General features: G+C 68.9%; 23 protein-coding genes, 1 other RNA gene and 1 pseudogene. 12 read left to right on the top strand and 13 right to left on the bottom strand.

Features of this window, described 5'->3' with window-relative positions:
* Positions 1 to 121 precede the first annotated feature (121 nt).
* Positions 122 to 1606 (top strand): RNB domain-containing ribonuclease, encoded by a 1485-nt coding sequence (locus tag ACF088_RS30870; protein ID WP_392379170.1) that lies wholly within the window; start codon positions 122 to 124, stop codon positions 1604 to 1606.
* On the opposite strand, the gene ACF088_RS30865 is transcribed toward ACF088_RS30870, so the two are convergent.
* Together ACF088_RS30865 and ACF088_RS30860 are read right to left on the bottom strand one after the other, a co-directional pair.
* A complete protein-coding gene (locus ACF088_RS30865) occupies positions 1593 to 2288 on the bottom strand; it encodes a hypothetical protein (protein WP_392379169.1) in 696 nt (231 codons plus the stop codon). The genes ACF088_RS30870 and ACF088_RS30865 overlap by 14 nt on opposite strands.
* Positions 2285 to 3097 (bottom strand): MerR family transcriptional regulator, encoded by an 813-nt coding sequence (locus ACF088_RS30860; RefSeq protein ID WP_392379168.1) that lies wholly within the window; start codon positions 3095 to 3097, stop codon positions 2285 to 2287. The genes ACF088_RS30865 and ACF088_RS30860 overlap by 4 nt, the downstream gene beginning before the upstream one ends.
* 114 nt (positions 3098 to 3211) lie before the next feature.
* On the opposite strand from ACF088_RS30860, the gene rnpB reads away from it, so the two are divergent.
* An RNA gene (gene rnpB / locus ACF088_RS30855) (RNase P RNA component class A) lies at positions 3212 to 3612 on the top strand.
* A 505-nt stretch (positions 3613 to 4117) separates the two neighbouring features.
* On the opposite strand, the gene ACF088_RS30850 is transcribed toward rnpB, so the two are convergent.
* Both ACF088_RS30850 and ACF088_RS30845 read right to left on the bottom strand, forming a co-directional pair.
* Positions 4118 to 5356 carry a tyrosine-type recombinase/integrase gene (locus ACF088_RS30850; protein ID WP_392379167.1) on the bottom strand — a complete coding sequence of 413 codons (1239 nt, stop codon included), beginning with the start codon at positions 5354 to 5356 and terminating at the stop codon, positions 4118 to 4120.
* Between the two features lie 165 nt (positions 5357 to 5521).
* Positions 5522 to 5653 carry a hypothetical protein gene (locus tag ACF088_RS30845; protein WP_392379166.1) on the bottom strand — a complete coding sequence of 44 codons (132 nt, stop codon included), beginning with the start codon at positions 5651 to 5653 and terminating at the stop codon, positions 5522 to 5524.
* Between the two features lie 557 nt (positions 5654 to 6210).
* Here ACF088_RS30845 and ACF088_RS30840 point away from each other — a divergent pair.
* From ACF088_RS30840 to ACF088_RS30830, 3 genes are all read left to right on the top strand, one after another.
* On the top strand, positions 6211 to 6879 hold the full coding sequence (locus tag ACF088_RS30840) for an RNA polymerase sigma factor (protein ID WP_392379165.1): 669 nt from the start codon (positions 6211 to 6213) through the stop codon (positions 6877 to 6879).
* A 121-nt stretch (positions 6880 to 7000) separates the two neighbouring features.
* The gene (locus ACF088_RS30835) at positions 7001 to 7249 is read left to right on the top strand and encodes a hypothetical protein (RefSeq protein ID WP_392379164.1); all 249 of its coding nucleotides are present in this window, start codon (positions 7001 to 7003) and stop codon (positions 7247 to 7249) included.
* 40 nt (positions 7250 to 7289) lie between these two features.
* Positions 7290 to 8852, top strand: coding sequence for a hypothetical protein (locus ACF088_RS30830; RefSeq protein WP_392379163.1), 1563 nt, complete (start codon positions 7290 to 7292; stop codon positions 8850 to 8852).
* A gap of 146 nt (positions 8853 to 8998) precedes the next feature.
* Here the strand turns inward: ACF088_RS30830 and ACF088_RS30825 are convergent.
* The 5 genes and pseudogenes from ACF088_RS30825 to ACF088_RS30805 all read right to left on the bottom strand — a co-directional run.
* Positions 8999 to 9367: pseudogene (locus ACF088_RS30825) on the bottom strand (single-stranded DNA-binding protein); the annotation flags it as partial.
* 54 nt (positions 9368 to 9421) lie between these two features.
* Positions 9422 to 10471: a peptidoglycan-binding protein gene (locus ACF088_RS30820; protein ID WP_392379162.1), complete on the bottom strand. Its 1050-nt coding sequence runs from the start codon at positions 10469 to 10471 to the stop codon at positions 9422 to 9424.
* A 75-nt stretch (positions 10472 to 10546) separates the two neighbouring features.
* Complete coding sequence (locus ACF088_RS30815) at positions 10547 to 11164, bottom strand: hypothetical protein (RefSeq protein ID WP_392379161.1); 618 nt, start codon at positions 11162 to 11164, stop codon at positions 10547 to 10549.
* A 32-nt stretch (positions 11165 to 11196) separates the two neighbouring features.
* Positions 11197 to 11838 (bottom strand): hypothetical protein, encoded by a 642-nt coding sequence (locus tag ACF088_RS30810; RefSeq protein ID WP_392379160.1) that lies wholly within the window; start codon positions 11836 to 11838, stop codon positions 11197 to 11199.
* A 21-nt stretch (positions 11839 to 11859) separates the two neighbouring features.
* Positions 11860 to 12495 carry a hypothetical protein gene (locus ACF088_RS30805; RefSeq protein ID WP_392379159.1) on the bottom strand — a complete coding sequence of 212 codons (636 nt, stop codon included), beginning with the start codon at positions 12493 to 12495 and terminating at the stop codon, positions 11860 to 11862.
* 432 nt (positions 12496 to 12927) lie between these two features.
* On the opposite strand from ACF088_RS30805, the gene ACF088_RS30800 reads away from it, so the two are divergent.
* The 7 genes from ACF088_RS30800 (at position 12928) to ACF088_RS30770 (ending at position 19422) form a co-directional block, all read left to right on the top strand.
* Positions 12928 to 13533 (top strand): hypothetical protein, encoded by a 606-nt coding sequence (locus ACF088_RS30800; protein WP_392379158.1) that lies wholly within the window; start codon positions 12928 to 12930, stop codon positions 13531 to 13533.
* 52 nt (positions 13534 to 13585) lie between these two features.
* Positions 13586 to 13885 carry a hypothetical protein gene (locus ACF088_RS30795; RefSeq protein WP_392379157.1) on the top strand — a complete coding sequence of 100 codons (300 nt, stop codon included), beginning with the start codon at positions 13586 to 13588 and terminating at the stop codon, positions 13883 to 13885.
* Positions 13882 to 14952: a hypothetical protein gene (locus ACF088_RS30790; RefSeq protein ID WP_392379156.1), complete on the top strand. Its 1071-nt coding sequence runs from the start codon at positions 13882 to 13884 to the stop codon at positions 14950 to 14952. The genes ACF088_RS30795 and ACF088_RS30790 overlap by 4 nt, the downstream gene beginning before the upstream one ends.
* 13 nt (positions 14953 to 14965) lie before the next feature.
* Positions 14966 to 15784, top strand: coding sequence for an ATP-binding protein (locus ACF088_RS30785; RefSeq protein ID WP_392379155.1), 819 nt, complete (start codon positions 14966 to 14968; stop codon positions 15782 to 15784).
* A 222-nt stretch (positions 15785 to 16006) separates the two neighbouring features.
* Positions 16007 to 17125, top strand: a complete 1119-nt coding sequence (locus tag ACF088_RS30780) for a DUF2637 domain-containing protein (protein ID WP_392379154.1) — start codon at positions 16007 to 16009, stop codon at positions 17123 to 17125.
* A 78-nt stretch (positions 17126 to 17203) separates the two neighbouring features.
* Complete coding sequence (locus ACF088_RS30775) at positions 17204 to 17617, top strand: hypothetical protein (RefSeq protein ID WP_392379153.1); 414 nt, start codon at positions 17204 to 17206, stop codon at positions 17615 to 17617.
* Positions 17618 to 17733: 116 nt separating this feature from the next.
* On the top strand, positions 17734 to 19422 hold the full coding sequence (locus tag ACF088_RS30770; RefSeq protein ID WP_392379152.1) for a hypothetical protein: 1689 nt from the start codon (positions 17734 to 17736) through the stop codon (positions 19420 to 19422).
* Between the two features lie 725 nt (positions 19423 to 20147).
* Here the strand turns inward: ACF088_RS30770 and ACF088_RS30765 are convergent.
* The 4 genes from ACF088_RS30765 to ACF088_RS30750 all read right to left on the bottom strand — a co-directional run bounded on the left by ACF088_RS30765 (position 20148) and on the right by ACF088_RS30750 (position 22573).
* Complete coding sequence (locus ACF088_RS30765) at positions 20148 to 20969, bottom strand: hypothetical protein (protein WP_392379151.1); 822 nt, start codon at positions 20967 to 20969, stop codon at positions 20148 to 20150.
* Positions 20970 to 21296: 327 nt separating this feature from the next.
* Positions 21297 to 21620, bottom strand: coding sequence for a hypothetical protein (locus ACF088_RS30760; protein ID WP_392379150.1), 324 nt, complete (start codon positions 21618 to 21620; stop codon positions 21297 to 21299).
* Between the two features lie 57 nt (positions 21621 to 21677).
* Complete coding sequence (locus ACF088_RS30755; RefSeq protein WP_392379149.1) at positions 21678 to 22085, bottom strand: hypothetical protein; 408 nt, start codon at positions 22083 to 22085, stop codon at positions 21678 to 21680.
* A gap of 113 nt (positions 22086 to 22198) precedes the next feature.
* Positions 22199 to 22573 (bottom strand): hypothetical protein, encoded by a 375-nt coding sequence (locus tag ACF088_RS30750; RefSeq protein WP_392379148.1) that lies wholly within the window; start codon positions 22571 to 22573, stop codon positions 22199 to 22201.
* Positions 22574 to 22580: the final 7 nt, after the last annotated feature.

Here is a 22580-nt window from a genome sequence, read left to right as displayed (position 1 = left end):
CGGCACCCGCACGTCACCCGGGCCGGCACCAGGGTCGGTACCGCGGTCGGCACCTGCACGTCACCCGGGCCGGCACCCGCACGCCGCGCCGGGAGCGGCCGCCCGCCATACGCTCGATTGCATGCCCCGTCTCCATATGCATGTGACCGACGCAGCCGAGGCCCCGCTGCGGGTCGCGCTGCAGGAGCTGCGCGGAAAGCTGGAGACCCCGGACCACTTCCCGCCCACGGCACAGGCCGAGGCGGAGAGCGCCGCCCGCGCCCCGCGGATCCCGGCCGCCGATGGCGCGGTGGCGACCGAGCACGCCCTGGAGGACGCCACCGACCTCCCCCTCTTCACCCTCGACCCGCCCGGTTCCCTCGACCTCGACCAGGCCATGTTCCTGTCCCGGCGCCCCGGCGGCGGCTATCGCGTCCACTACGCCATCGCCGATGTCGCCTCCTTCGTGACACCCGGCGGCGCTCTGGACGCCGAGGCGCACCACCGGGTGATGACCCTCTACTTCCCCGACGAGCGGGTCCCGCTGCACCCCCATGTGCTGAGCGAGGGCGCCGCCAGCCTGCTGCCCGACCGGGACCGCCCGGCCGTCCTGTGGCAGCTCGACCTCGACGCGGACGGTTCCCCGACCGCCGCGTCCGTACGCCGCGCCCTGGTCCGCTCCCGCGCCCGGCTGGACTACGCCGGCGTCCAGCGGATCCTCGACGACCGGACGGCCGAGGAGCCGCTCGCCCTGCTCCGCGAGATCGGCCTGCTGCGGGAGGAACTGGAGGTCGCCCGAGGCGCGATCTCCCTCAACGTCCCCGAGCAGGAGATCGTCGAGCGCGACGGCTGCTACACCCTCGAATACCGCGCCCCGCTCCCGGCCTACGGCTGGAACGCACAGATATCCCTGCTCACCGGCATGGCCGCGGCAGAGCTGATGCTGGCCTCCGGCACCGGCATCCTGCGTACGCTGCCCACCGCCCCTGACGGCTCGGTCGCCCGGCTCCGCCTGACCGCCCGCGCGCTCGGCGTCGACTGGCCGCACCACACCTCCTACGCGGCGCTGATCCGCACCCTCGACCCGCGGCGCCCCGCCCATGCCGCGTTCCTGCAGGAGTGCACCGCCCTGCTGCGCGGCGCCGGCTACACCACCTTCGACGGCACCGCGCCCCGAGCCTCCGAGGCGCTGCATGCCGCGGTCGCCGCCCCGTACGCGCATGCCACCGCGCCGCTGCGGCGGCTGGCCGACCGCTACACCTCCGAGCTGTGCCTGGCCGCTTCGGCCGGCGTCGAACCGCCCGGCTGGGTCCGCAGCGCGCTGTCCGCCCTGCCCCGTGAGATGGAGACCGGCGCCCGGCGCGCCAACCAGGTGGAGCGGTCCTGCGTCGACCTCGTGGAGGCGGCGCTGCTCCGGGACCGGGTCGGCGAGATCTTCGAGGCGCTGGTCGTCGACATCCAGGAGAAGGACCCCACCCACGGCACGGTCCACCTCTACGACCCGGCCGTCATCGGCACCGTCGAAACCGCCCCGGAAGGCCCCGCCCTGCCCCTGGGCCACCGCATCCCGGTGCGCCTCGCCGAAGCCGAACCGGGCCACCACCCCGTCCGCTTCACCCCTGCCTGACCGCGGCCCCGCCGATCTCCGGCGCCCTATCCCCTCCCGTCTCCGGCGCCGTACCCTCTCCCGCCTCCGCCGCCGCCCCCGCGTTCACCACCGCCAGTTGCGCCCGCAGCGCCGCCACCGCCGCCCGCGCGTCATCGGCATGGAACCGCACCGTACGCACCGTCTCCCGCCGCCCCAGCATGCCGACGGCCACGACCGGTTCGGACAGCTCGACGGTGACCGAGGTCTGATCGCCGACCGCCAGCTCCACCACCTCGTTGCCGTCCTTCTCCGGCTCTCTGACGAAACGGAGGTCGTGGCGCACTGAGGCGATCAACTCCAGCGGGATCCGGATGTCCCGGCGCGCACCGGCCCGTAGCCACAAGGTGTCCGCCCCCAGCACATGCGGACGGGTGACCGCCGCCGCCTGGAGACCCAGTATCACCAGCACCGTGTAGAGGTCGAGGACCAGCATCACCGCGTGCGCCGCCGGACGGTCCGCCAGCAGCACGCCGACCCCGACCGTCTCCACCACACACACGAACGTCAGCCCGTACACGAACGCCGCCTGCGCCCCCGCATACCCCAGGGCCCGCTCGCCCGGCGCCACCCCGATCCGCCGCCGCGCCACCCACCAGCCCAGGCTGATCAGCCACCGTGCCTCGTGGGCGGCCAGCCGGCGCAGCGCGGTCGCCCGGCTCACCGCGCACGCTCCGCGACCAGCTGGATCGCCCGGCGTACGGCCTGGGCCTGCGCGGGCGCGAAGTGCGCGTAGTACGCCGTCAGGAAGCCATCGCCGACCTCCGCGCCCACCCCGGCCACCTGCTCCCAGCGCTCCGTGCCGACCTCGGCGACCACCGCCTCCGGAATGCAGTCGGCGAGCGCCCGCGCGGCCCGTTCCACCCGCGGATCGTCCGCCGGGGCCGCCACCAGCCCGTCGAGCAGTCCGTACACCTCGTACATCTGCTGCATCGCCCCGGGGGCCGCGACCGCCTCCCCGAGCAGCTCCACCATCCGCTTGTTCCCTTCCTCCCCGCCCATCGATTCGAGCAGCGCCAGCACCTCCCGTTCCTTCGCCGCCATCGCGGGCTCCGGCCCCGGGTGCGCGGCGGAGGCACGGGCCATCTCCGCGAAGAGCGCCGCCAGTTCGTCCGACACCGGCCCCTCCGCGGGCAGCCCGCCGTGCGCGTCCGCCTGCCGCTGCACCGCGGCCAGCCGGGCCCGCCGCGACCGGATCTCCTCCTCCTGGCGGGCCAGATCCGCGTCCAGCTCGCCCAGTACCTCGTGCAGCGCACGCCCCGCGTCGTCGGCGAGGATGTCCCGCACCTCGTCCAGCCCCAGCCCCAACTCCGTCAGCCGGCGTACCCGGGCGAGCGCGACCGCGTCCCGCAGCCCGTACTCCCGGTAGCCGTTGGCGCGGCGTTCCGGCTCGGGCAGCAGGCCGAGGTGGTGGTAGTGGCGTACGGCGCGGGTGCTGACGCCGATCAGATCTGCGAGCTCTCCGATTCTCATGCGCCCAGTACAAACGTTGCCGTTGCGACAAGGTCAAGCGCTGGGCCCGACGGGGAACGAGGCGGCCCGGCGAGGGCCGTCGCCCCTTACGGGTAACATGGCCACCACGGCGGACGAGCCGGCCGGACGGCCGCGTGGGGATCACTGATCCCCCCGAGGAACGTCCGGGCTCCACAGGGCAAGGTGGTGGGTAACGCCCACCCGGGGTGACCCGCGGGACAGTGCCACAGAAAGCAGACCGCCGGAGGCTTCGGCCTCCGGTAAGGGTGAAACGGTGGTGTAAGAGACCACCAGCCTCCGAGGTGACTCGGAGGGCTAGGTAAACCCCACCTGGAGCAAGGTCAAGAGGAGGCATCGGCTGATGCCTCTGCGCGGACGATCGAGGGCTGCCCGCCCGAGTCCGCGGGTAGACCGCACGAGGCTGCCGGCAACGGCAGCCCTAGATGGATGGCCGTCTCCCCCCGGCCCGCAAGGACCGGGGGCGACAGAACCCGGCGTACAGGCCGACTCGTCCTGCCGTAGGGGCCCCTGACCAGTGAAATTGCTGGTCAGGGGCCCTTTTTCGGTGAATCGGAGGCTGGGACAGGCCCCGCTTCAACCCGGTCCAAACCGGACCACGCGGCTACTTACGTAGCCACCAAAGTAGCCACCAAGGTAGCCACGCACAGGGGCCGGAGACCGCGCGCGCCGGGGCCCGACCAGGTGCATCCGGTCTCCAGCCTGGGCATCCGGGTGACGCCGCCGGGACGCCCAAGCGCGCAGTGCGGCGGCTTCCGGCTTGTACCTCTCCGATAGCTCTGCTCGTTGGCGGAGCACTTCTCATCTGATCGTCAGGGCTGGCGACGCTGTCGGGGCGCCAGCCCTGAGCGAAGGCAACGGTGGACGCGGTGCGAGGGGGCGGAACAAGAGGCCGAGAACAGCAACAGCGGGGCTGAGGCCGGTTGCCGGCTTCAGCCCCGCTGGCGTTCGCCTTTGGACCTCGCTGTCCCTATGAGGGGCAGCGAGGGCGGAGCGGGGTGATCACGCCGCGGCGCGCACGACGGAGCCTTTCGGTCGCCCTGTCAGGCCGGCGACCACCGCCCCGTGCGTGTCGGCGTGGTTCTTCAGGAGGTGACTGTAGGTGCGCCGAAGCTCTTCGACGGAGTCGCCCACCCACGCGGCAACGGTGTGTTCCGGTATGCCGTTCTGGAGGCTCGTGGAGATGAAGGTATGGCGGAGGTCGTGGAACGTCGGCAGGTTCCCGTCCTCGTCCTTGATGCCCAGCTTCAGAAGTGCGGGCTTCCACAGGTCATCGTTGAAGTAGCTGCGGTCCAGCAGGTTGCCGCGTGGCGTCCAGAAGAGCGCTTGGGCCGAGCCGCGCTTACAGGCTGCGATCTTCTTCCGGTGCTGCCACAACACGGTCTCCGTGGCCCGCGGCGGGAAGCGCGCCACGTACTCTTCTACGGCCTCGACGAGGTACGAAGGCATCGGGACGTCCTTCGAGCTGAGGCGCGGGCTTGTCTTCAGGCGGTCTATCAGGAGTCGCTTGTAGCTGGTCTCCTTGGTCTTGAGTACCTGCCGGCGCACGGTCAGCAGGCTTCGACTTGAGTCGATCACGTCGTCGCAGACGCCGAACGCCTCCGCCTGCCGGGTGCCACAAGCGAAGCCGAACATGGGGATGAGCCGGTAGCGCTCAGGGAACGTGTCGTAGATCGCCCAGTACTCATCCGGGCTGAAGACGTACGAGGGTGAATCGCCTACGTAGGGCCCGTCGACCTCGTAGGTCGGGTTGCGGTCGATCTTCCCGTTCTGGAGGGCGTCCTTCATGACCATCTGGAAGACTTTCCAGTGACCATCTCCAGTCGAGTTGGCGATGCTCTCGTTGCCCTCGATCTCCTGCACCCACGCTTCGACTTGGGCCTTTTCGATGGCTCTGAGGCGTTTTCTGCCCCAACGTGGATTGAGGTGCAGGCGGATGGCTATCTCATACTTCTCCAGGCTGGAGTCGTTCACCCGGCGCCTGCTGAGCCAGTCAGCCGCCCACTGCTGGAAGGTGAGGTTAACTTCGACGGGCTCAGGGGTAGCGCCGGGAGCCATTCCATCCAGAACGGATTGGGCCTGAGCCTGGGTGGCGCCAACGGAGTCAGGGATCGAGGCGCGCGTCCGGTTTCCCTCGCTCGTGGTGAGGTTGTACTTCCAAAGGTGCTTGCATCCGCCCTTTTTGGGCTTGGCTTTGTCGGGGCAGTCGCACCGCTTGTAGACAGTGGGCTTGCGTGCCACGGGACGCCTCACGATGTTGATTGGTTGTCAGCTAAATCCCTGGCCAGGGGAGTTGGACTCTACGTAGGCGTAGCCATGACTGGTCAAGCCGACCATCTGCGGGTGAAAGGCGCGGCGCTGCGTCTTCAATTCGCAGCTACAGTGCCCCTTATCGGTATGTAGAATTCACTCGGTGCGTGCGTCGAGCCATTCCTCGAAATCGCGCTCTCGCACGCGAAGGATGCGATCGCTGACGCGCACGATGGGGATATTCCAGGTCCTGTAGTTGTCGAGCACGGTGCGCTTCGTGACTTCCATCCTTTCGGCAATCGTCTCGAAACTCAGCAATGCGTTGGAACCACCGCGAGGCATAGTCGTCCCTGTCCACTCATAGGTGTCCCCCGGCGAACTGATCCGGCCGGATGGAGCCGGTTCCGTTCGGCCCGGCACCGGTAAGTACGTCGATCACCGAAATCTGTTACACGCGGCGGATACCAACGGGTGGGTCGGGCAGTGAGGTTGTTCCGGGGTGATGAGTCGGCGTCGGTCGGTGTGGGGGGAGCGGTGACTGACCCTTCGGTGTTGCCGACCTCGTCGGCGGTCCTGGGTGCGCTCGTGAGGGGGCGTCGACGGAACCACTAGGTCGTGTTCTCGCTTCTGGGCAACTGGGTTGCCCTGCCGGCGCGTGTCCGCACCCTGTGGCTGGCCGGCGTGGCGAGTCGTCGCAGGGCTGTTCGATGCGGTCCGTAAAAAATTGGTTATGCTGCCTCAGCGCCGCATCGGAAGGTGATCGTCCGTTGGTGGGGAGACCATGGAGGTATGCCCGGGTCTGGCGCTGTTGACAACTGCAGTACCGGTTTGGGGGGGAACCTGCCGTGACGGATATTCTGGAGGCCCTGGTCGCACGCGCCGCAGCAGGCGGGGAAGACGGGGCCGACGCAATGGCGGCGTTGTACGACGAACTCAATGACACCGTGTATCACTGGGTGAGGCGGTACATCCGGGACGGGCATGTCGCGGAAGACCTGTGCCAGGAGGTGTGGCTGAAGGTCGCTCAGAACATCGGGAAGTACCGTTCAGGTACCAGCCTGTTGGCCTGGCTGCGCACCATCGCGAAGAACACCGCTCTCGACTACCTACGCTCGGTGCAGCGGCGCCCCTCGGAAGTGCTGTATGCCGACCACCTTGAGCTAGACCGGCCGCGCTTCGACCAGAGCCCGGAAGATCACGCCGAACGGCGTGCGCTGGCGCAGGCCGTTGCCGCCCGCATGCTCAAACTGCGTCCCGAGCAGCGTGAGGTACTGGTCCTGCGCTTCTTCGACGGTCTCAGCCCGGGGCAGACTGCGCAGATCATGGGCAGGACGGACGGCGCCGTGCGTACCCTCACGGTACGGGCCCTGCGCAAACTTGCCGAGGTGATGCCGGAGGGGCAGTCGTCCTCCCAGTTGATCGAAGAGCTGCTGACGGCAGCCGGAGGCAAAAAGAGTGTTGTCGGAACAAGGGTAGAGACACGAGAGGCGAAGGCGCATGTCGCGACGCGCTGACCAGAGCGAGCGCTTGGAGCGGGCGCTGGATGGCGGGCCCATCCCTCACGATGAGGAGACCCGCCAGATCCTGGCTGCCGCTGGAGCCCTGCGGCCTGGTAACCGACGTAGCCCTTCAAGGGTGCGCGCCACCAGAGAAGCGATGCTCCGAGAGTTCGCGCGCGTCCAGAATCCACAGCCGACGCGGGAGGACGCCGGCTCAGGAGACGGCCTGGACGAGCCGGAGCTCCATCGTGAGGAGATAGAGCTGCCCGACGGGAGCCAGCTTGTCCTCACCGACATCGAGGACATCACGCCCGAGCGTGCCGACAAGATGGCGGCCCGCATTGCTCGCATCCTGAACAGCAAGGAAAGAGACCGCCAGAGTTGAGTAGCGCAATATCCGGCGGCCCTGACAACGGGAGGCAGCCGTGACCGAGTCGCAGCGGTCCCTCCACATCCACATTCTGGTCCCAGAGGACGAGGAAGACGCCGAACTAACGGACCTGGGACTTGTCAACATCGGAGGCGAGCGCCACCTCTTCCTGAAGCCTCAGAGTTTCGACTCGGCTGTACGGCACGTGCGTTCTGCCATGCCGGATCTCCCACTGGAGCAGGTCGAGCGCCTGGTGCGCGAACACTCGGAGTTCAAGGACTTCGACGAGCTGCTGGGCCCGGCCGAGCCAGTGCAACCCCTGGACATCACCCCCACTCCCGACGAGTCTCCGAAGCTCGTGCGGCGTCGCGGTCGTGCCAAGCAGTGGGTACTCGCTGCTGCCCTGGCGCCGGCACTCGCGGGGAGTTGGGCGCTGGGCTACGTCACCGCTGGCAGTCCAGCAGGAATCTCAGCCAGTGCACCGGACGCGAGTCCGTCACCGAGTTCCACCGACGCCCCGACGCTGCGGTCGGCAGCGAAGCCGTTCGCCGGCCCCGGGTTCCTTGACTTCTCTGAGGCCGGGCAGATCGACTGCGAGCCGATCGCCAACCTCGAAGCGGAGTGCACCGACGCGGACGGCATGGTGATGTCGAGCAAGGCAGCCACCGGGCCGGACAGCACGATCTTCACCTTCTCGTACGGTTCGGAGCAGATCGGGCTGAGGATCTTCGAAGACGCGGATTATGCGGAGACCTGGGTCCGTCAGGACGCTACGACAGAGCTGTACCCCCACCTCTCCCGATCGGGCCGGTACGTGCTCTGGGGCACGGACAAGAGCAGGTTGTCGCAGTACATGGACTTGCTTCGGGCGTCGACGGCCAGCCCGTCGGCGATGTCGCCAATGGGCTCGATGGCGCCGCTCCCGCCTCGCCTGGCTGCGCTCACCCTGGGTACGTTGGGGCTTGACGAGCGGGACGTGGAGACCATCCTGTTCTCGCCGAGCAGCGCGCCGGTCGACGAGTCCGTTCTCCTGGCGGCACAAGCAGTGCTCGGTGTCCAAACAACGGCTCCGCGGTACACGGGCGGCGACGACATCGTGGCGATCGCCGCTGGTGTCGATCGGCCGTCCGTGGTGACTCCGCCCGAGCACAAGGAGACGGCCCCCTCGGTGGTGACCATCGTTGACCGGGGCACTCCTTCCGCGCCCAACGCAAGCACTGACGGGACGCAGCCGACTACGACCGTGCCAGATCTTTCGGCGGAACCGACCGCTTCGGTCCCCCAGGTTGAGCAACCTGAGCCGGCACGCGCCCCGGTCGAGCCACCAGCGCCAGAACCGTCCACCCCCCTGCCAGTGGTCGAGGAGGAGCAACCGGAACAGGCGGGTGAGCCCTCTGCGGAGGTGACGCCGGCTGCCCCGTCGGAGCAGACGCCGTCGGAGTCGTCGGATGAACCGGAGCAGAGCGTCCCTTCTCCGCCCGTGGCCGAAGGACTTCGTGGGGAGGAACCGGTTCGGGCAGAACGGACGGAAGACCACTCGACACCGAGTGGGCTGGCGACGGAGGTGCAGGACGGCGACTTGCTGATCCTTGACTCTGCTTGGACCGTTGCGTCCTGATCTACCACTGGTCGGTCGATCAATGTGAGGGCCCCGGCTGTAATGCGGCCGGGGCCCTCACCAGTTGACCGGTCCGATTAGAACGGCGGTTCTGTGGAGATCCATTGATCGTCGGTGATCGGTCGCCCGGCTGTGGTGGACGTGCGCTGGGCGGCGTTCTTGGTGACCTTTGCCGTAGCGCTCTTCAGGCTCACGCCTACGTCCTCAACGTCCAGCTCGAACACGGTGCGCTTGACGCTCTCGCGGTCTTCGTACGAGCGCTGCTTGAGGCGGCCCTGAACGATCACGCGCATGCCCCGGGTCAGGGACTCGGCAACGTTCTCGGCCGACTGCCGCCACACCGAGCAGATCAGGAACAGGCTCTCGCCGTCCTTCCACTCGTTGGTCTGCCGGTCGTATGTGCGGGGTGTCGAGGCGACGCGGAACTTGGCCACTGCGGCGCCGGAGGGGGTGAAGCGGAGTTCGGGGTCGTCGACCAGGTTGCCGACGATGGTGATGACGGTCTCGCCTGCCACGGGCAGAGCCTTTCGGGGCGGTGCCGGCCCGCGGGTGCGGGCCGGCCAGGGGGGTCAGGCGAACAGGCGCTTCCAGGTCTCGGGACCCGGCAGGCCGTCGGCATCGCTGCCCGTCCAGCCCTGGGCGCGCTGAAATTCCTCGACGTTCTTGCGGTCCGCCTCGCCCCACTTCGGGCCGGGGCCGGACGTGTAGTGCGTGCCGTATCCCTTCCGGACGAGCTGCTGCCCGAGCAGGGTGACGCTGGCGTTGTTCTTGCCGGGGCCGAACTTGTCGTTGCCCGGGTACGGCGGCGTCGGCTTCACCGTGCCGCTTCTCGGGAGGCTGCCCAGGAGCTTCTTGAGGGAGTTCTCGCCGGGGACGCCGTCCGCGGCCGCGCCGGTATAGCCCAGCGACTTCTGGAAGTCGATGTAGTTCAGGGTGTCGACATCCGTCCACACGGGGCCTGGGCCGGACGTGTAGTGCTTGCCGAACCCTGCCTTGATCAGGGCCTTGCCGAGCTTGGTGATGTGGTCGCCCTTGGCGCCGTAGCCATACGGCAGGCCGCTGATGGTGACCTGATAGCGGGCCAGATCGGTGCCGGAGCCGCCCGAGCTGGAGCCGCCCGGGTCCTGGGCTTCCTCGTAGTCGCCGGCGGGCATGCCCGCCTTCACCCAGCCGTAGAGCTTTGTGCCGGGGCACGCCGTCGCGAACCCGTCCCGGTGGCCGCGCTTGGCCAGGGTCCGGCCGGTCTTCGTGCACGCCTCCGAGTACAGCGCGCGGCACGCAGCCAGGGCCTTGGCGCTGGGCTCCTGGTCGCCGCCGATGGCGATCTGGACTCCGATGCCGCTGGTGTTGTGATTGGGGCAGTGGGCGCCCTGCAGGCTCCAGCCGCGGCCCTCGTAGATGTTGCCGGCCTGGTCGATGACGAAGTTGTAGCCGACGCCGGACCAGCCCTCGCCCAGGTGCTCGGCTTCGATCGCGCGCATGATCGCGTAGCCGGTGCGGGTGACTGGATGCCCGCCGTCGTAGTGGACAAAGAACTCGGTGCGCCGGGCCAGGGGGATGGAGGCCGGTGTGCCGTTCCAAGCCTTCGCGCCCCAGGTGGCCCGAGAGATGATCTTCATGGTGGTGCCCTCCGCTCTGGTGGTCAGTGGAGGGCACGGTGCAGGGCGGGAGTGGTTAACGTCGCGTTGTGGCGGTCAGCTGCCGACAAGGCGGCCGGTCTGTGCCCAACTGCCGTCCTGTGCAACCTCGAAGCTGAGCCGCCAGGGCTTGTGACCAGGTGCCTCGCAGTCGGCCCAGAGCCGGATGCGGGCGGTGCGGTACTGGTCACGCCAACGCTGCTCGCCGTCCGAGCCCTCGAACCAGGACGGTCTAAGGGACGGGTCGACGGCCAGCCGGGTCCGGTCGTCTGCTTCCAGAGTGAAAGAGTCGACCGAGCGGCCGAGTTGGTCTGCGCGGTCGATGCCGGGCCGGAATCGGTAGGGGCCCCAGATGATTTCTGAGAGCTGTTCCGGCGTGGGCGTGCCAGCGAGGTGAGTGACCCGCGAACGATCGAAGTCGTCCCGCAGAGTGAGTCGCAAACTCAGCCGGCCGAGAGCGGCCGGGCCATCGAAGCGGGCGTACATCATGCCCTGCTCAGCCTCGAGCTTCAGGCGGAGCTGTGGCGTCAGTTCCTTGTGCCAGCGGTCGCGTTCTATCTGCGCGACCGACGCGGCGGTCAGGTTTGCCTCCCGCGAGGTCCGCCAGGCGGCGAGGGCGGCGAAGCCGCTGAAAGCGGCTGACGCCGCGGCGATGCTTGTGTCTGCGATGCCCATGCGCGGGGACTGTAGCCCAGACGGACGACGCGCTAGTCCACGACCTCGGCGTCAATGACAGTGCTGTCTTCGAGCTCCGGGGGGTACTCGACCGCGAACAGGCTGCGGTCCAGGCGCTCGGCCAGCGCAGACAGATCGACTGGGGCGTCGTCCTGGGCGCTGTTGTCATCGTCGAGGCCGGTGATCTCGATCGCGACGATCGCATCCTTGCCGTAGTGCTCGCGGTGCTGGCGCTCCAGGTACCACGCGTCAGCGCGCCAGTCCGGAGAGGTGCGGTCCTCGACGGTCTCCTCGACGATCTCGCCAGTGATGGAGTCGCGGAACCGTCGTGTGGTGACCTTCGTGACGATCCCTCCGTCCGCGGTGCGGCGGATGTTGGCCATGGCGCGCGCGGCCGCGGTGGCGCGTGCGGTGCGGACCTTCTCATACAGGGTGGCGTATTCGCTCTCCTCCTTGGAGGGCGGCTCACCCCCTTCGCGGGCTTCGGTCTCGGCGCGGCCGCGGGCCATCCACCGGAGGAAGCTGGTGCGGGAGATACCGGCCATCTCCGCGGCCAGTTCGACAGCGACGCCCGTGCGTGAGGCCGCGACGAGGCGCGCTTCGACTTCTTCGGAGAGGAGGCTCGGGCGGCCGGGGCGGGGGGTCGGCCGGCGAGACTTGCGACGGGTGGACACGGGAAGACCTCAGCGGCGGATTTAGCGGCCGGTGTTGAACAGGTGACCGCAGGCGGGGCAGGTCGTGTGTGCGGAGCGGCCCTCGTTGTCGGGGCTGAGACCGTCTTCATGTTCGTCGTCGGTGGGTAGGTGGAGAGCGGGCGGTTCGTCCTCGCGGATGCCGCCGGGCAGGGTCTCGGGGTCGACCTGGCCGAGGAGCCTGTCGATTTCGTCGTGAGGGATTGCCAGGCTGTCGAATAGCTCTGGGTCGCCGGTCGCCAGGTCCTCAAGGACTGTGGCGAATTCGCGTGGGTCCCAACCTCCTTCGGCCGGTAGTCGGTTGAGCTTGATGGCCAGGGCCTCGGCTTCTGCATCGGATTTGGACGCCCAGCCGCGCAGAACGGGGACGAGCCATCCGCCGTCTTCGTCGAGGACGACTCCGCCGGGGAGCGCCATACCGCGGTTCTGCATCTCGATCATGGCCTCCCGGCGACCGTGGCCGTGGAGAACGCATTGGGTGCGCTCGTCGGCGACGGGGACCTCAACCAGGCCGTGCATGCGGATGGCGTCGATGAGGAGTTCCAGCTCGTGTCGCTTGGGGTTCCGGGGCGCCGGCGTGAGGTCGGTGAGCGGCACGTAGGCGATGAAGCGTGGTGGCTTCGAGATCGTCTCGGTCACGGCTGGTGCGGTCCTCTCCCATGGGTCGGTGTCGACGACGGGCCGGGACTGCGAGCCCGCGGACTTCTACCGCGGCGCCCCGCCTCGCAAGCGGGACATGCCGTCATGGCCGGTCCCTGCCCGTCGTCGGGCCGGTGCTGCCTTCGTTCCGGATGGGGCAGCACCGGGGCTCTACCGATTCGCGGTGACGTCGCCGGAAGTGGCAGAGCCGTGAGGGAAGTTAAGGAGATGCGCGTTTAGCGTCGCCTTCTACACACGACAGTCTCATTGCTGTACTGTTTGGTGCGGCTGGGGGAGCGACCCAGCTACCTGGGCCTAGGTGTAACAAGAATCGGCGGTTGTCGTACCTCCATGCGACGCCCCCGAGACACCCCGCCCGGGACAGTCCCAACCCCCTGGGCTCTGGCGTCTGGGGAAAGGAAGGATCACCGCATGGCGAACGACGTCGCCGAGGAATCTCAGGCCGATCAGCCGGCCGCACTGCCTCTCTCCGACATTGGCTTGGTCGGCGCCCTCGCCCGTCTGCTGGACGAGCGGATGGTGAAGAAGGAGATCAAGCCGCGGATCGACGGGCCGAAGGTTCCTCTCCTCAAGGCGTACGAGACGGGCCAGTCTGAGCTGGTGGTCCGGATCGGGGACGACCTGATCGGCCGCTACAGGGTGAACATCGCGCAGCCCAAGGTCGTCGTGGACGTCGACAACGAAGCGGCCCTCAACGAGTACGCGGACGAGCACGGCGGCGTTGAGGTCATCATCCGCCGCAACCCGAAGTGGGAAGAGGCCCTGCTCAGGTTCGCCGAGTACGACGAGGACACGGGGCTGATCATCGACACCAGGACGGGTGAAGCCGTCCCGGGGCTCAAGTACGAGAAGGGCGGCGACCCCACAGGAAGCCTGACGTGGACATGGGAGCAGAAGGACGTCGGTAGGAAGCGACTGATGCGGCACTACCAGGAGGGGGCCCTGGACCACCTCCTGGCGGAAGCGCCGGAGCTGATGGCCGGACCCCGGCCCACCGCTGAGGACGCCCAGCACTGACCGCCCCGGGTCCGGCCCTCTGCGGTCGGGCCCTGCCCCAAGGGATTTTCCGATGGCCACGCCAACTGACCTGCACGCTCCGGCACTTGCCAGCAGCATTTCCGTTTCCGACCGCGCATTTCGCATCCTCTATGCACTCGCCACAGAGATGGACCGCGGATGGGTCCCTGTCTCGTCCGTCGCCGAGCAGCTTGAGATGACCTCCCACCAGATCCGCCTGCCGCTGACCGAACTGCGCGAAGCAGGCATCACTGACCACGAGCGGCGCTACGAGGTCGGCGACACCGGACGCAAGACGTGGCACACGTACGTCCGCCTTGTTGGCGACAACGCATCCGAGGCCGCCGCATGAGCCGTTTGACCAGCAGTAACGGCGTACGGATCAACCGCCGATACTACGTCCAGGTCGACTCTCAGACCGCCCGCGACGACGAGATGAGCTTCCGCGCCCTCGGCGTGCTGACCTACCTCCTGGACCAGAAGGAGGACTGGCAGGTCAAGTCCGAACAGCTCTCCAAGGGCAAAGGCCGCGAAGGGCGAGACGCCGTCCGCAAGGTGCTGCACGAGCTGGCCCGCCGCGGCTACTACCGGCTGGAGCGCCGCCGCTTCCGCAACGGGCAGAACGCCATGGGCACCGCTATATCCGAATACCGCTTGGAGCAGTGGGCCAAGGACTACGTCACCTTCGGCGGGAAGCTGGACATCCCCGTCATCGAGCAAGAAGACGGCAGCTTCCTCGTGCACTACCCGGACGGCACCTTGGGCAGTGACGGGTTCGACGCGCCAGCCCAGGACAACGAGCTTCCTGCCGGGGGCCACGAGGCCGACGGGCCGGAGGCGCCCGTCGCCCAGGACCCGAAGCCCGCGGCCGCAAAGAAGGCCACCGTAAAGAAGACCACTGCGAAGAAGACTGCGGCGAAGAAGCCGGCGTCCGACGAGTCGGCGTCCGACGAGTCGACGCCGGAGGAGATGAAGGCCGCGGCAGACTCGGCCGCCCAGAAGGCTGCGGAGAAGGCCCTCCTCGACGCGGACGCCGAAGAGGTCGCCAAGTGGTGGTGGACGGACTCGGAGCAGCGATTCGGCCCGTACGTCGGGGACAAGCGCGGATACCTCGGTATGCGCAAGCAGGTCCGCAACGCCCTGGAGAAGGGCTACACCAAGAACCAATGCGGCAAGGCCCTCATCCGCGCCGCGAAGCACTGGCCAAGCGCACAGCAGTGGCAGCAGGCACTCGGCATCGTCACCAACCACATCCATCCCCAGGGCGCCGGCGGCCGCGTCCCGTACAACGACGCCGCGACGTGGGGCGGCCAAGGCGGCGCCACACCGAACATCTTCGGCGCCACCAGCGTGCCACCACCCAGCACCCCCGCTGACGACGCTGACGACGCCGTTTTCGGCGTCATCGAACGACTGTAAGGAGCGTGCACTGATGGCTCTCACCGACGCCCCCGCTGCCCCCGCTCCAGCGCGGGGGATGAACGCCCTCGGCGCACTCAGCGAACACCTACTCGCCGTGCTGGAGCGCGGCGGCGCGGACATGTCCAAGCTCGGTGTGCCCGCACAGCCGGAGCCGGAAGACGGTCTTTGGGAGGACGTGAGCGTTCCGCAGGCACGCGCACGCCGGAATTTGTGGAGGAACAGCATGACGGACGCAGCACACGACGAGTACCTGCACTTCCGCTTCGAGCACCTGGACCCGAGCCAGAAGCCGAACACCCTGCGGAACTGGCTTAGCTCCCTCGTCGAGGCCAAGAGGCGTGGGGCGCGGCCGGAGGTCTTGAACCTGATTGTCCCGGGGAACATCGGCAGCGGGAAGACTGCCGCGGTGTGCGCCCTCGGCAACGAGGCATCGGAGCAGGGCCTGGTCGTGCGGTTCGTGAAGCACGCCACCTACCTGACGTGGCGTCGCCCGGACTCTGCCCCGCACAACCTGACCGCCCACCAGGTGCGGGAAAGGTTCGTCACCTGCGATCTGCTCATTCTGGACGAGCTGTGCGGCGAGATGGACATCACCGCAACCGAGTTTGCCCGCAAGGAGACCATCGACCTGATCGACTCCCGGCTGGCGGCCGGCCGCGCTACAGCCTTCTCGACGAACCTGCGCAGCCGCAGGACGCCTGAGCACCCCGGTCTGGGCGTGGTGGACATCCTCGGGGAGCGGCTTCTGTCCCGGCTCGAAGCGTCTGCCCATCTGGTCAAGATCCAGGGGCCGGACCGGCGGAAGCCCGCGAAGCCTCTCGACTGGTGAACCACGTCGAATCGCTCGCTCCCACAGCGAAACTGGCGTGGCGTGAGCAGCGTTAGAGCGAGGGATGACAAGACGCTATATCGTTAAGTCGATCCGGACGGCCATGAGCATAAGCCGTCCGGGTGGCCCGAACGAAGGAACGGTGTCTTGTTGAAACAGTGGTTTTCTCGCGCCCGAAAGGGCTCCCGGCAGAGGCTGCCGAAGCCGCTCAGCGAATCCGGGGTGCCGCCGCTCACAGGGTGGGAGCGCTTCGGTGCTGCTCTCACGGCACTTGGCGGCGCGGTCGTAGGCGGACTGGGCTTCTATGCATCCTTCGACGCGGTGTCCCTTGCCGCGGAGACGTGGGACTTCACAAGGCCGTGGGCCCTGCCTGCGGCTATCGACTCGGCGATTCCCGTGTTCAGCGCGGCCAACCTGTACCTGATCCGTATGGACATGCCGCTCGCTTGGGTGCGGTTCGTGCCCTGGGCGCTGAGCCTCATCACCTGCGCACTGAACGTCGCCGCGGGCCACTCCCTGTGGGCGAAAGTCGCGCACGGCGCCATGTCGCTGCTGTGGGTCGGCGTCTCCGAGGTGGCCGCGCACATCTACGCTGTGCGGATCGGTGCCGCGACCGGCCGCCGTCGCCTGGACAAGGTCCGCTGGAAGCGCTGGCTACTCGCTCCGTGGTCCACTTTCCTGTTGTGGCGGAGCATGATTTTGTGGGAGTTGGAGTCGTACCGGACCGTCCTCAAGCTGGAGCAGGGCCGGCTGGTGTACCAGGCCAAACTCCGTGGGCAGTTCGGTCGGGCGTGGCGCCGGAAGGCTCCCGTCGAGGCGCTGCTTCCCCTGCGGCTTGCCCGCAAGGGCGTCCCCCTGGCCGAGACTGCCTCGGCGGGCCTGGCCGCGGCCGGCATTGATCCGATCGACCTGCCCAGCGCCCTGCCCGCGGCTGTCGTCGCGGCCGCGAAGCCGGTGTTGGTGCCCGCGGCCGCACCCCGGAAGGCGCGGGGCGCCGGCACCATCCCAGCGCAGTCCAAAGCCTCGCCGGAGCAGGCGGAGCCCGAGATGCCTCCCGCCAAGGAGCGCACAGACGACCAGCAGACCCCGAAGCCGGTCACCGAGAACGAGCTGTATGACGTGGTCGTTGCAGCTCTGGAAGCCGGGCAGGGCGATCGCTTCGCGCAGGGCGGAGACCTCACCGGTGCCGGGATGGCCCGCCTCCTCCAGCAGTCCGCGGGCAACGGCCGGAAGGTGCGCAACCGGCTGTTGACCCGCTACGCCTCTCACCTCAGCGACCAGGGGGTCGCCATTCCGGAGAACTTCACCGTCAAGGACCTGATGACCCCAGCGACGGTGTAAGGCATCCTGCCCCCACCCGTACCAATGCGGCGGGCCCCCTTCTCGGGGGTGCCCGCCGCCTGCATGATCGGACCCTTCATGAGACCGGAGATCCTGGCCCGGATCACCGCCGCACGTGCCGCCCGCGACCTTTCCGACCTGGCCCGTCAGGCGGTTGGCACGACCGCTGAGAGCATCAGTCCCACCGAGCGCATCCAGCGGTCGCGCCAACTGCGGCAGATGGCCAACGAGTATGTCGACCGGGTCGTGCTGGGTGAAGCCCTGGCCGGTGCCGATTGGCTGGAGATCAGCGAGGCGTTGAACCGCCGCGACTCGAAGACGGTCGAGGGGGAGTACGCGGACGCCGTCGCCGACTGGAGCGCGCTCCCAGGGGACGAGGCCGACGCCGAGGCGGAGGGGGTGGCGGACCTGGATGACTGGTACGCCCGGCACCGTGAGGATCACGACCCTGACCTCGAGAAACCTGTCGCTGATCTGCTGAACAGGCATTGAGGCTGACCTTCGTACGGGTAGAATAGTGCAGCAATGAGACCGCGAGAGCTTAATGCTTCCGCTGTCTCATTCTGCGCGGGCAGAGCAACCCGCGCGTCCCGAATGAAGGATCACCGATGCCTGGTATCACCACGCCCTTGCGCGAACGCAAGTCCCGTCGGCCGACCGGTCTCCCCAACCCGCCGATGATGCTGCTCGTCGGGCCGGAGAAGTCCGGCAAGAGCTTCGAGGCGGCCGCGGGCACCAGCTCCGAACTGATCGGCATGACGTACTGGATCGAGATCGGCGGCTCCGAAGGTACGGCTGACTACTACGGCCGGGTCCCCGGCGCCCGGTACGAGATCGTCGAACACCACGGCACCTACCAGGACATCCTCGACGCCATCCGATGGGCGGTCGCGCAGCCTCCCATGAACGGCAAGCCGAACATGATCGTCGTCGACAACATGACGGTCCTGTGGGACATGCTCAGCGATGAGCAGGCTCTCTTCGCCCGCCGTCGGGCGGAGCGGAAGGCCCAGGAGAACCGGCGCCGCGCCCCGAGCCTCGACGACCCGGTCGTCATCGACTCTGACCTCTGGAACCGGGCCAAGGACCGATGGGGCGAGATCCTGTGGATGCTCCGGCGGCACCACGGCCCGACCCTCCTGCTTGCCCGCCAGGAGATCGTCACTGCGTTCGAGAACGACAAGCCGACCCGGGACAAGACGCGGAAGATCAAGGCGGAGAGGAACCTCGCCGCCGCCGTCGACGCAATCGTCGAGCTGCACGCCTTCGGTGAAGCACACCTGACCGGCGTCCGTACCCTCCACTGGGACGTGAAGCCGGGGGAGTCCGTGCCCTTCGCGGACTTCTCCATCGACACCCTGTTGCGGCGCCTCGGTTTCGAGGAGGCCGCCACCGCCCGGCAGGTCACCGAGGCCCAGCCCGAGGCGTACCTGCAGGAGCAAGACCAGCAACGCGCCCAGCAACAGCGGCGGCCTGGCGAGAACGAGCTGGCCGGCCCGAAAGCAGCCGCGCTCATCAAGAAGGCGTTGGAGGACCCGACCGACCCCGAGACGGCTCTGCAGGGCATCCGTGAGGAGTGGGGCATCCGCACCCTCAAGCAGATCCCCACCGAGTCCCGGCTCGGGAAGATGAGTGCGGACGACCTGATCACCCGCTCCCTTGCCTACATCAAGGCCCAGGCCGAGAAGCGCCAGCAAGGCGTGGGGGACCAGCAGCAGGGAGACCAGCCCGGCGCCGGGCAGGGCGAGGCGACCGGTGCCACCCCGCCGACCGTGGTCGAGCCGGCCCAGGCGCGCGAGCACAGCGAGACCCCGCCCGAGTCGCCGGCGCCTGCCCCACCCGCGCCCGAGCCGGAACCGCCGACCGAGGCCGCCGTCCCTCCTCCGCCGGACCCGCATGCCGAGGAGCCGCCGCCCGCCGAGACGCCCGAGGACACGAGCGCGGCCGAGGAGCCGCAGGACATCCAGGCCCGACCTGCGGCAAGACGCGCCCAGACGAAGAAGCCGAACGACCCGACGGAGATCGCACGCCAGGCGCTGCTCGACGAAGCCGATGTTCAGGCCCGCTTGAAGTTCACTACGCGGCGTGACCACCTCCAGCCCATCTACACGGAAGGGGAGCCGGGCCTGGCTCAACTCCGGGACTTTGTGCAGGCGCAGCGCGCCGAGGTGATCGCACTCCTTGAGGAGAACGACCAGGCCGTTCTCGCCGACGTCTACCGGCGCGCGCCTATGCCGGATCTCGGACTCGCGAGGAAGTTCGCTCCCTACTTCGACGGCGCACCCACAGGGCAGTGAGGTGACGCGCGCCCGGGGCCTTTGGGCGCGCCCACCGCTGTGGCCGCGCCTCCCTCCCCGTGTCACCTCACATCACCTCACGGGGCGCGCGGCGCGCCATTCGCCCCTCCTACAGGCGCGCCTCCGGCCGGCGGCCGGCGCGCCCATGATCGCCCTCCCGCCGCGCGCCCGCGCCATCCGCCGCGCGCCCTCCGCGGCCCCGGCGCGCCTCCGTGGGGCGCGCCGCGCGCTGATCTTGGCGCGCCACCGAGGCTGCGCGGTGGCGCGCGTCGAGGAGGCCGCGCCCTGATAGGCGCGCGGCGCGGCTACCGGGGCGCGCGGCGCGGCGCGCCTGATCTCGGCCGGTGCGCGCCTGCGTCTCCACAGCCGCGCGGCATGGCGCGCTCAGGACGGCGCGCCCCCGGGACGGATGGCGCGCACCCTGTGACCTGCGAATTCGCCGAGGCGCGCCCCCGGCGGCCACTGGGCGCGCGCCTACCCCGAGCGGACCGAACAGGTCCGCGAAGAAGGCGCGCGACGGGTACGGCGCGGGTCTTCGAGTGCGCCGTCGACCGCGGGGGTCCGTCGCGCCGCGCAGCGCGGGTACCGGTCGGGCGGGCGCGCCAGTTCCCCTCGAGCGCGCGTCTGCAGCGCGCTTGGCCGCGCCGACCGAGGGCGCCCGGAGACGACGAAGGGCGCGCCCCAGGCGCGCCCTCTCCCCATGATCCGGCCCGTGCCGCGCGCCCCTACGGCGCGCCTTGTCCCGCGGCCCGGCGGACCGCGCGCGCGTCTCGGCGCGCCTGCTTCTTGCCCTGCGTCAGCTCCTCGCGGACCTGGCGCAGGAGACTCGACAGTTCCTCCGGGTGCTGCTCGCCGAGGAGACGGAGCGCGCGCAGTCGGACGTTCGGCTCGCTCGGCATCCGGCCATGGCGTGCCTCGGCGTACTGGATGCCGTAGCGCAGGAAGCGCGCTTCCGTCTCGACCCGGTCACGGAAGTCCTTGATCCGGGCGTCGCGCGCCTTGCGGCTCTCGCCGGCCGTGGCCGCCGGCAGGAACCGGGCCGGTTCCTCCTCCATCAGACGGCAGATCGCCTCCGCCTTGCTCGCTACTCTCGGTGAGCGGAAGGCGAGGGCCTGCACGCGCCGCGGCACTGGTCCGGTGACCGGTTCCTCGCGGACGAATGCGGTCCACCGCCGGGCGAACGTCTCGTCGTCGAGCGCGGCGAGCTGCTTGGCTTCCTCGTGTGCGAGGTCGTCGACGACATCCTCGTACGGACGCGTGGCTGTTTGGAGAGCTGCCCGGAACGGAGCGATGCGGGCAGCCTGCTGGCTCTTACTCTCGCCCTCCTGGCGAGGCATGAAGCTACGCACTCTCTTGAGTGCCAGCTCCAGCGCATCGAGGGTCCGCGAGGCCATCTGGGGCGAGCACAGTGCCGCGCCCTGGACGTCGCGCGGAGCACCGGTCTTGGACCCGCCGGTGACGTATTGGACGACCGCGTTCATCAGGCCGTCGGGAGACATGCCCGACAGGCGCTTGATCTCCGCCTCGATGTCCTGCGCTTCGGCCATGCGGTCTGTTCCTCCTCGGGTTGGGCCCGCTGCTCTCGGGGCCGAAGGTGCACGTCTTTCTGCCGGGGCAGCAAGAGGTGGCCGCACCGAGCCTTGCGACAGCGTGTGCCGGATCATCGCTGAGCAGTGCTCCCCGGCCCCGAGTGCTCTGCATGCACCCGGTGGTCTCGATGCCTGGTGTCAGGCGCGTCCCTGGAGAAGGGTCACCGCGGTGTCCATATCCAATGACGCCTGACGGCTATCTCAACGCTGTTGTCGCGGCAGCGGTACGGCCACCTCGAGTGCTGATGGTACCCGCCGGCCGGAGGCCGGACGGGACCGTGGGTCTTACTCGGCCTGCTGAGCCGTCTTCTTGCTCGTCAGGGACTCGATCATCGGAGCGAGCTTGCTCGGCTTCCAGACGAGGTCGTAGCTCGTCTGTGAGGCCGCCAGGACACCGAGGAGGGTGGCCAGGGTGAGCTTGCCGTGCTCAAACTGGTCCCAGCCGCCGTCCGCCGCCACGGCGAAGACGCCGGCGACGAACGCGGCTACGACCGCGACGACCTTCTTGTACTTCGCCGACCAGGCGGGGCGCTGCACAACCGCGGTGAGCAGCGGGAGCACAGCGCCTACCTGGCCGCCGGTGGAGAGAGCTTCAAGCGTTGCAGACATGGGGTTGCCCTTCATGCGTGGATGCGTGACGGGCGGACTGTGCACGCGGCCGGCGCCTTACGTCGCGTCGTCGGCCAGGTCCTCGGCGATCTCCCGCGGCGGGGCCGGGGCAGGGCGCTCGTACAGCTTGGCAACCAGGGCGCGGAGCTGGTGGATGTACTCGACCGCGGCCGCCTTCCAGCGCCTCCACTGACGCTGTTCTTCCTCCAGGCGCTCGACGCGGTTCTCCAGCGTGGCCACCCGCTCGAGAGTCTGCGCGGTCGTGGCGCGCTGCTGCTCGAGGAGCTGGGTGAAGCCTTGCGTCACGGTCTGGACGGACGTCACGAACGTAGTGGCCTCCGCAGTCTCTGTCTCGGCATCGGTCTTGCGGTTGGTCTGGCGGTACACCATCCAGGCCCCGCCCAGCACGCCCGCCAAGCCGGACAGGGGGGTGAGGACAGGCGCCAGAGAGATGAGCCACTCCATGAGCGCCTCCTCGGTCATCGGTCGTCAGGTGGGATGCGCGGGGGCCGGGGCCCGAAAGCCCACGGCCCCCCGCAGCCGGCACGCTGCAACACGGCCACCCCTTACGTCGCCGCCTACACCGCCTCGGCAGGCGTGACCGGAGGAGCGACACCGGAGACTGCGTTCCATCCCGCGCGTACCGCCTCCAGGAGCTGCTCGTCGGTGATCGCTGTGGCCATGGCCACGGGATCTGTCGTATTGGCGGCCGCAGCCGCGGCGAGCACGCCCGGGTAGACGACCAAGGCGACCATCATGGACGCGGCCTGCGCCTCGGTCGGGGAAAGCACGGTCTTCGCGAGGTTCCAGCGCAGCGGGTAGCCGGGGGTATTGGCGGATTCGACGAACACTTCCTGCGCGACGATTGCGATGGCCATGCGGACACGAGGCAGTAAAGACTTCTCGCAGGCCAGGGCGCACATCGTGGACAGGGAAAGCGGCAGGGTAGGCATGGGTATG

It is taken from the genome of Streptomyces sp. NPDC015125 (genome assembly GCF_043080045.1).
Classification (GTDB): Bacteria; Actinomycetota; Actinomycetes; order Streptomycetales; family Streptomycetaceae; genus Streptomyces.
This window is presented reverse-complemented; position numbering and strand designations above follow the sequence as displayed.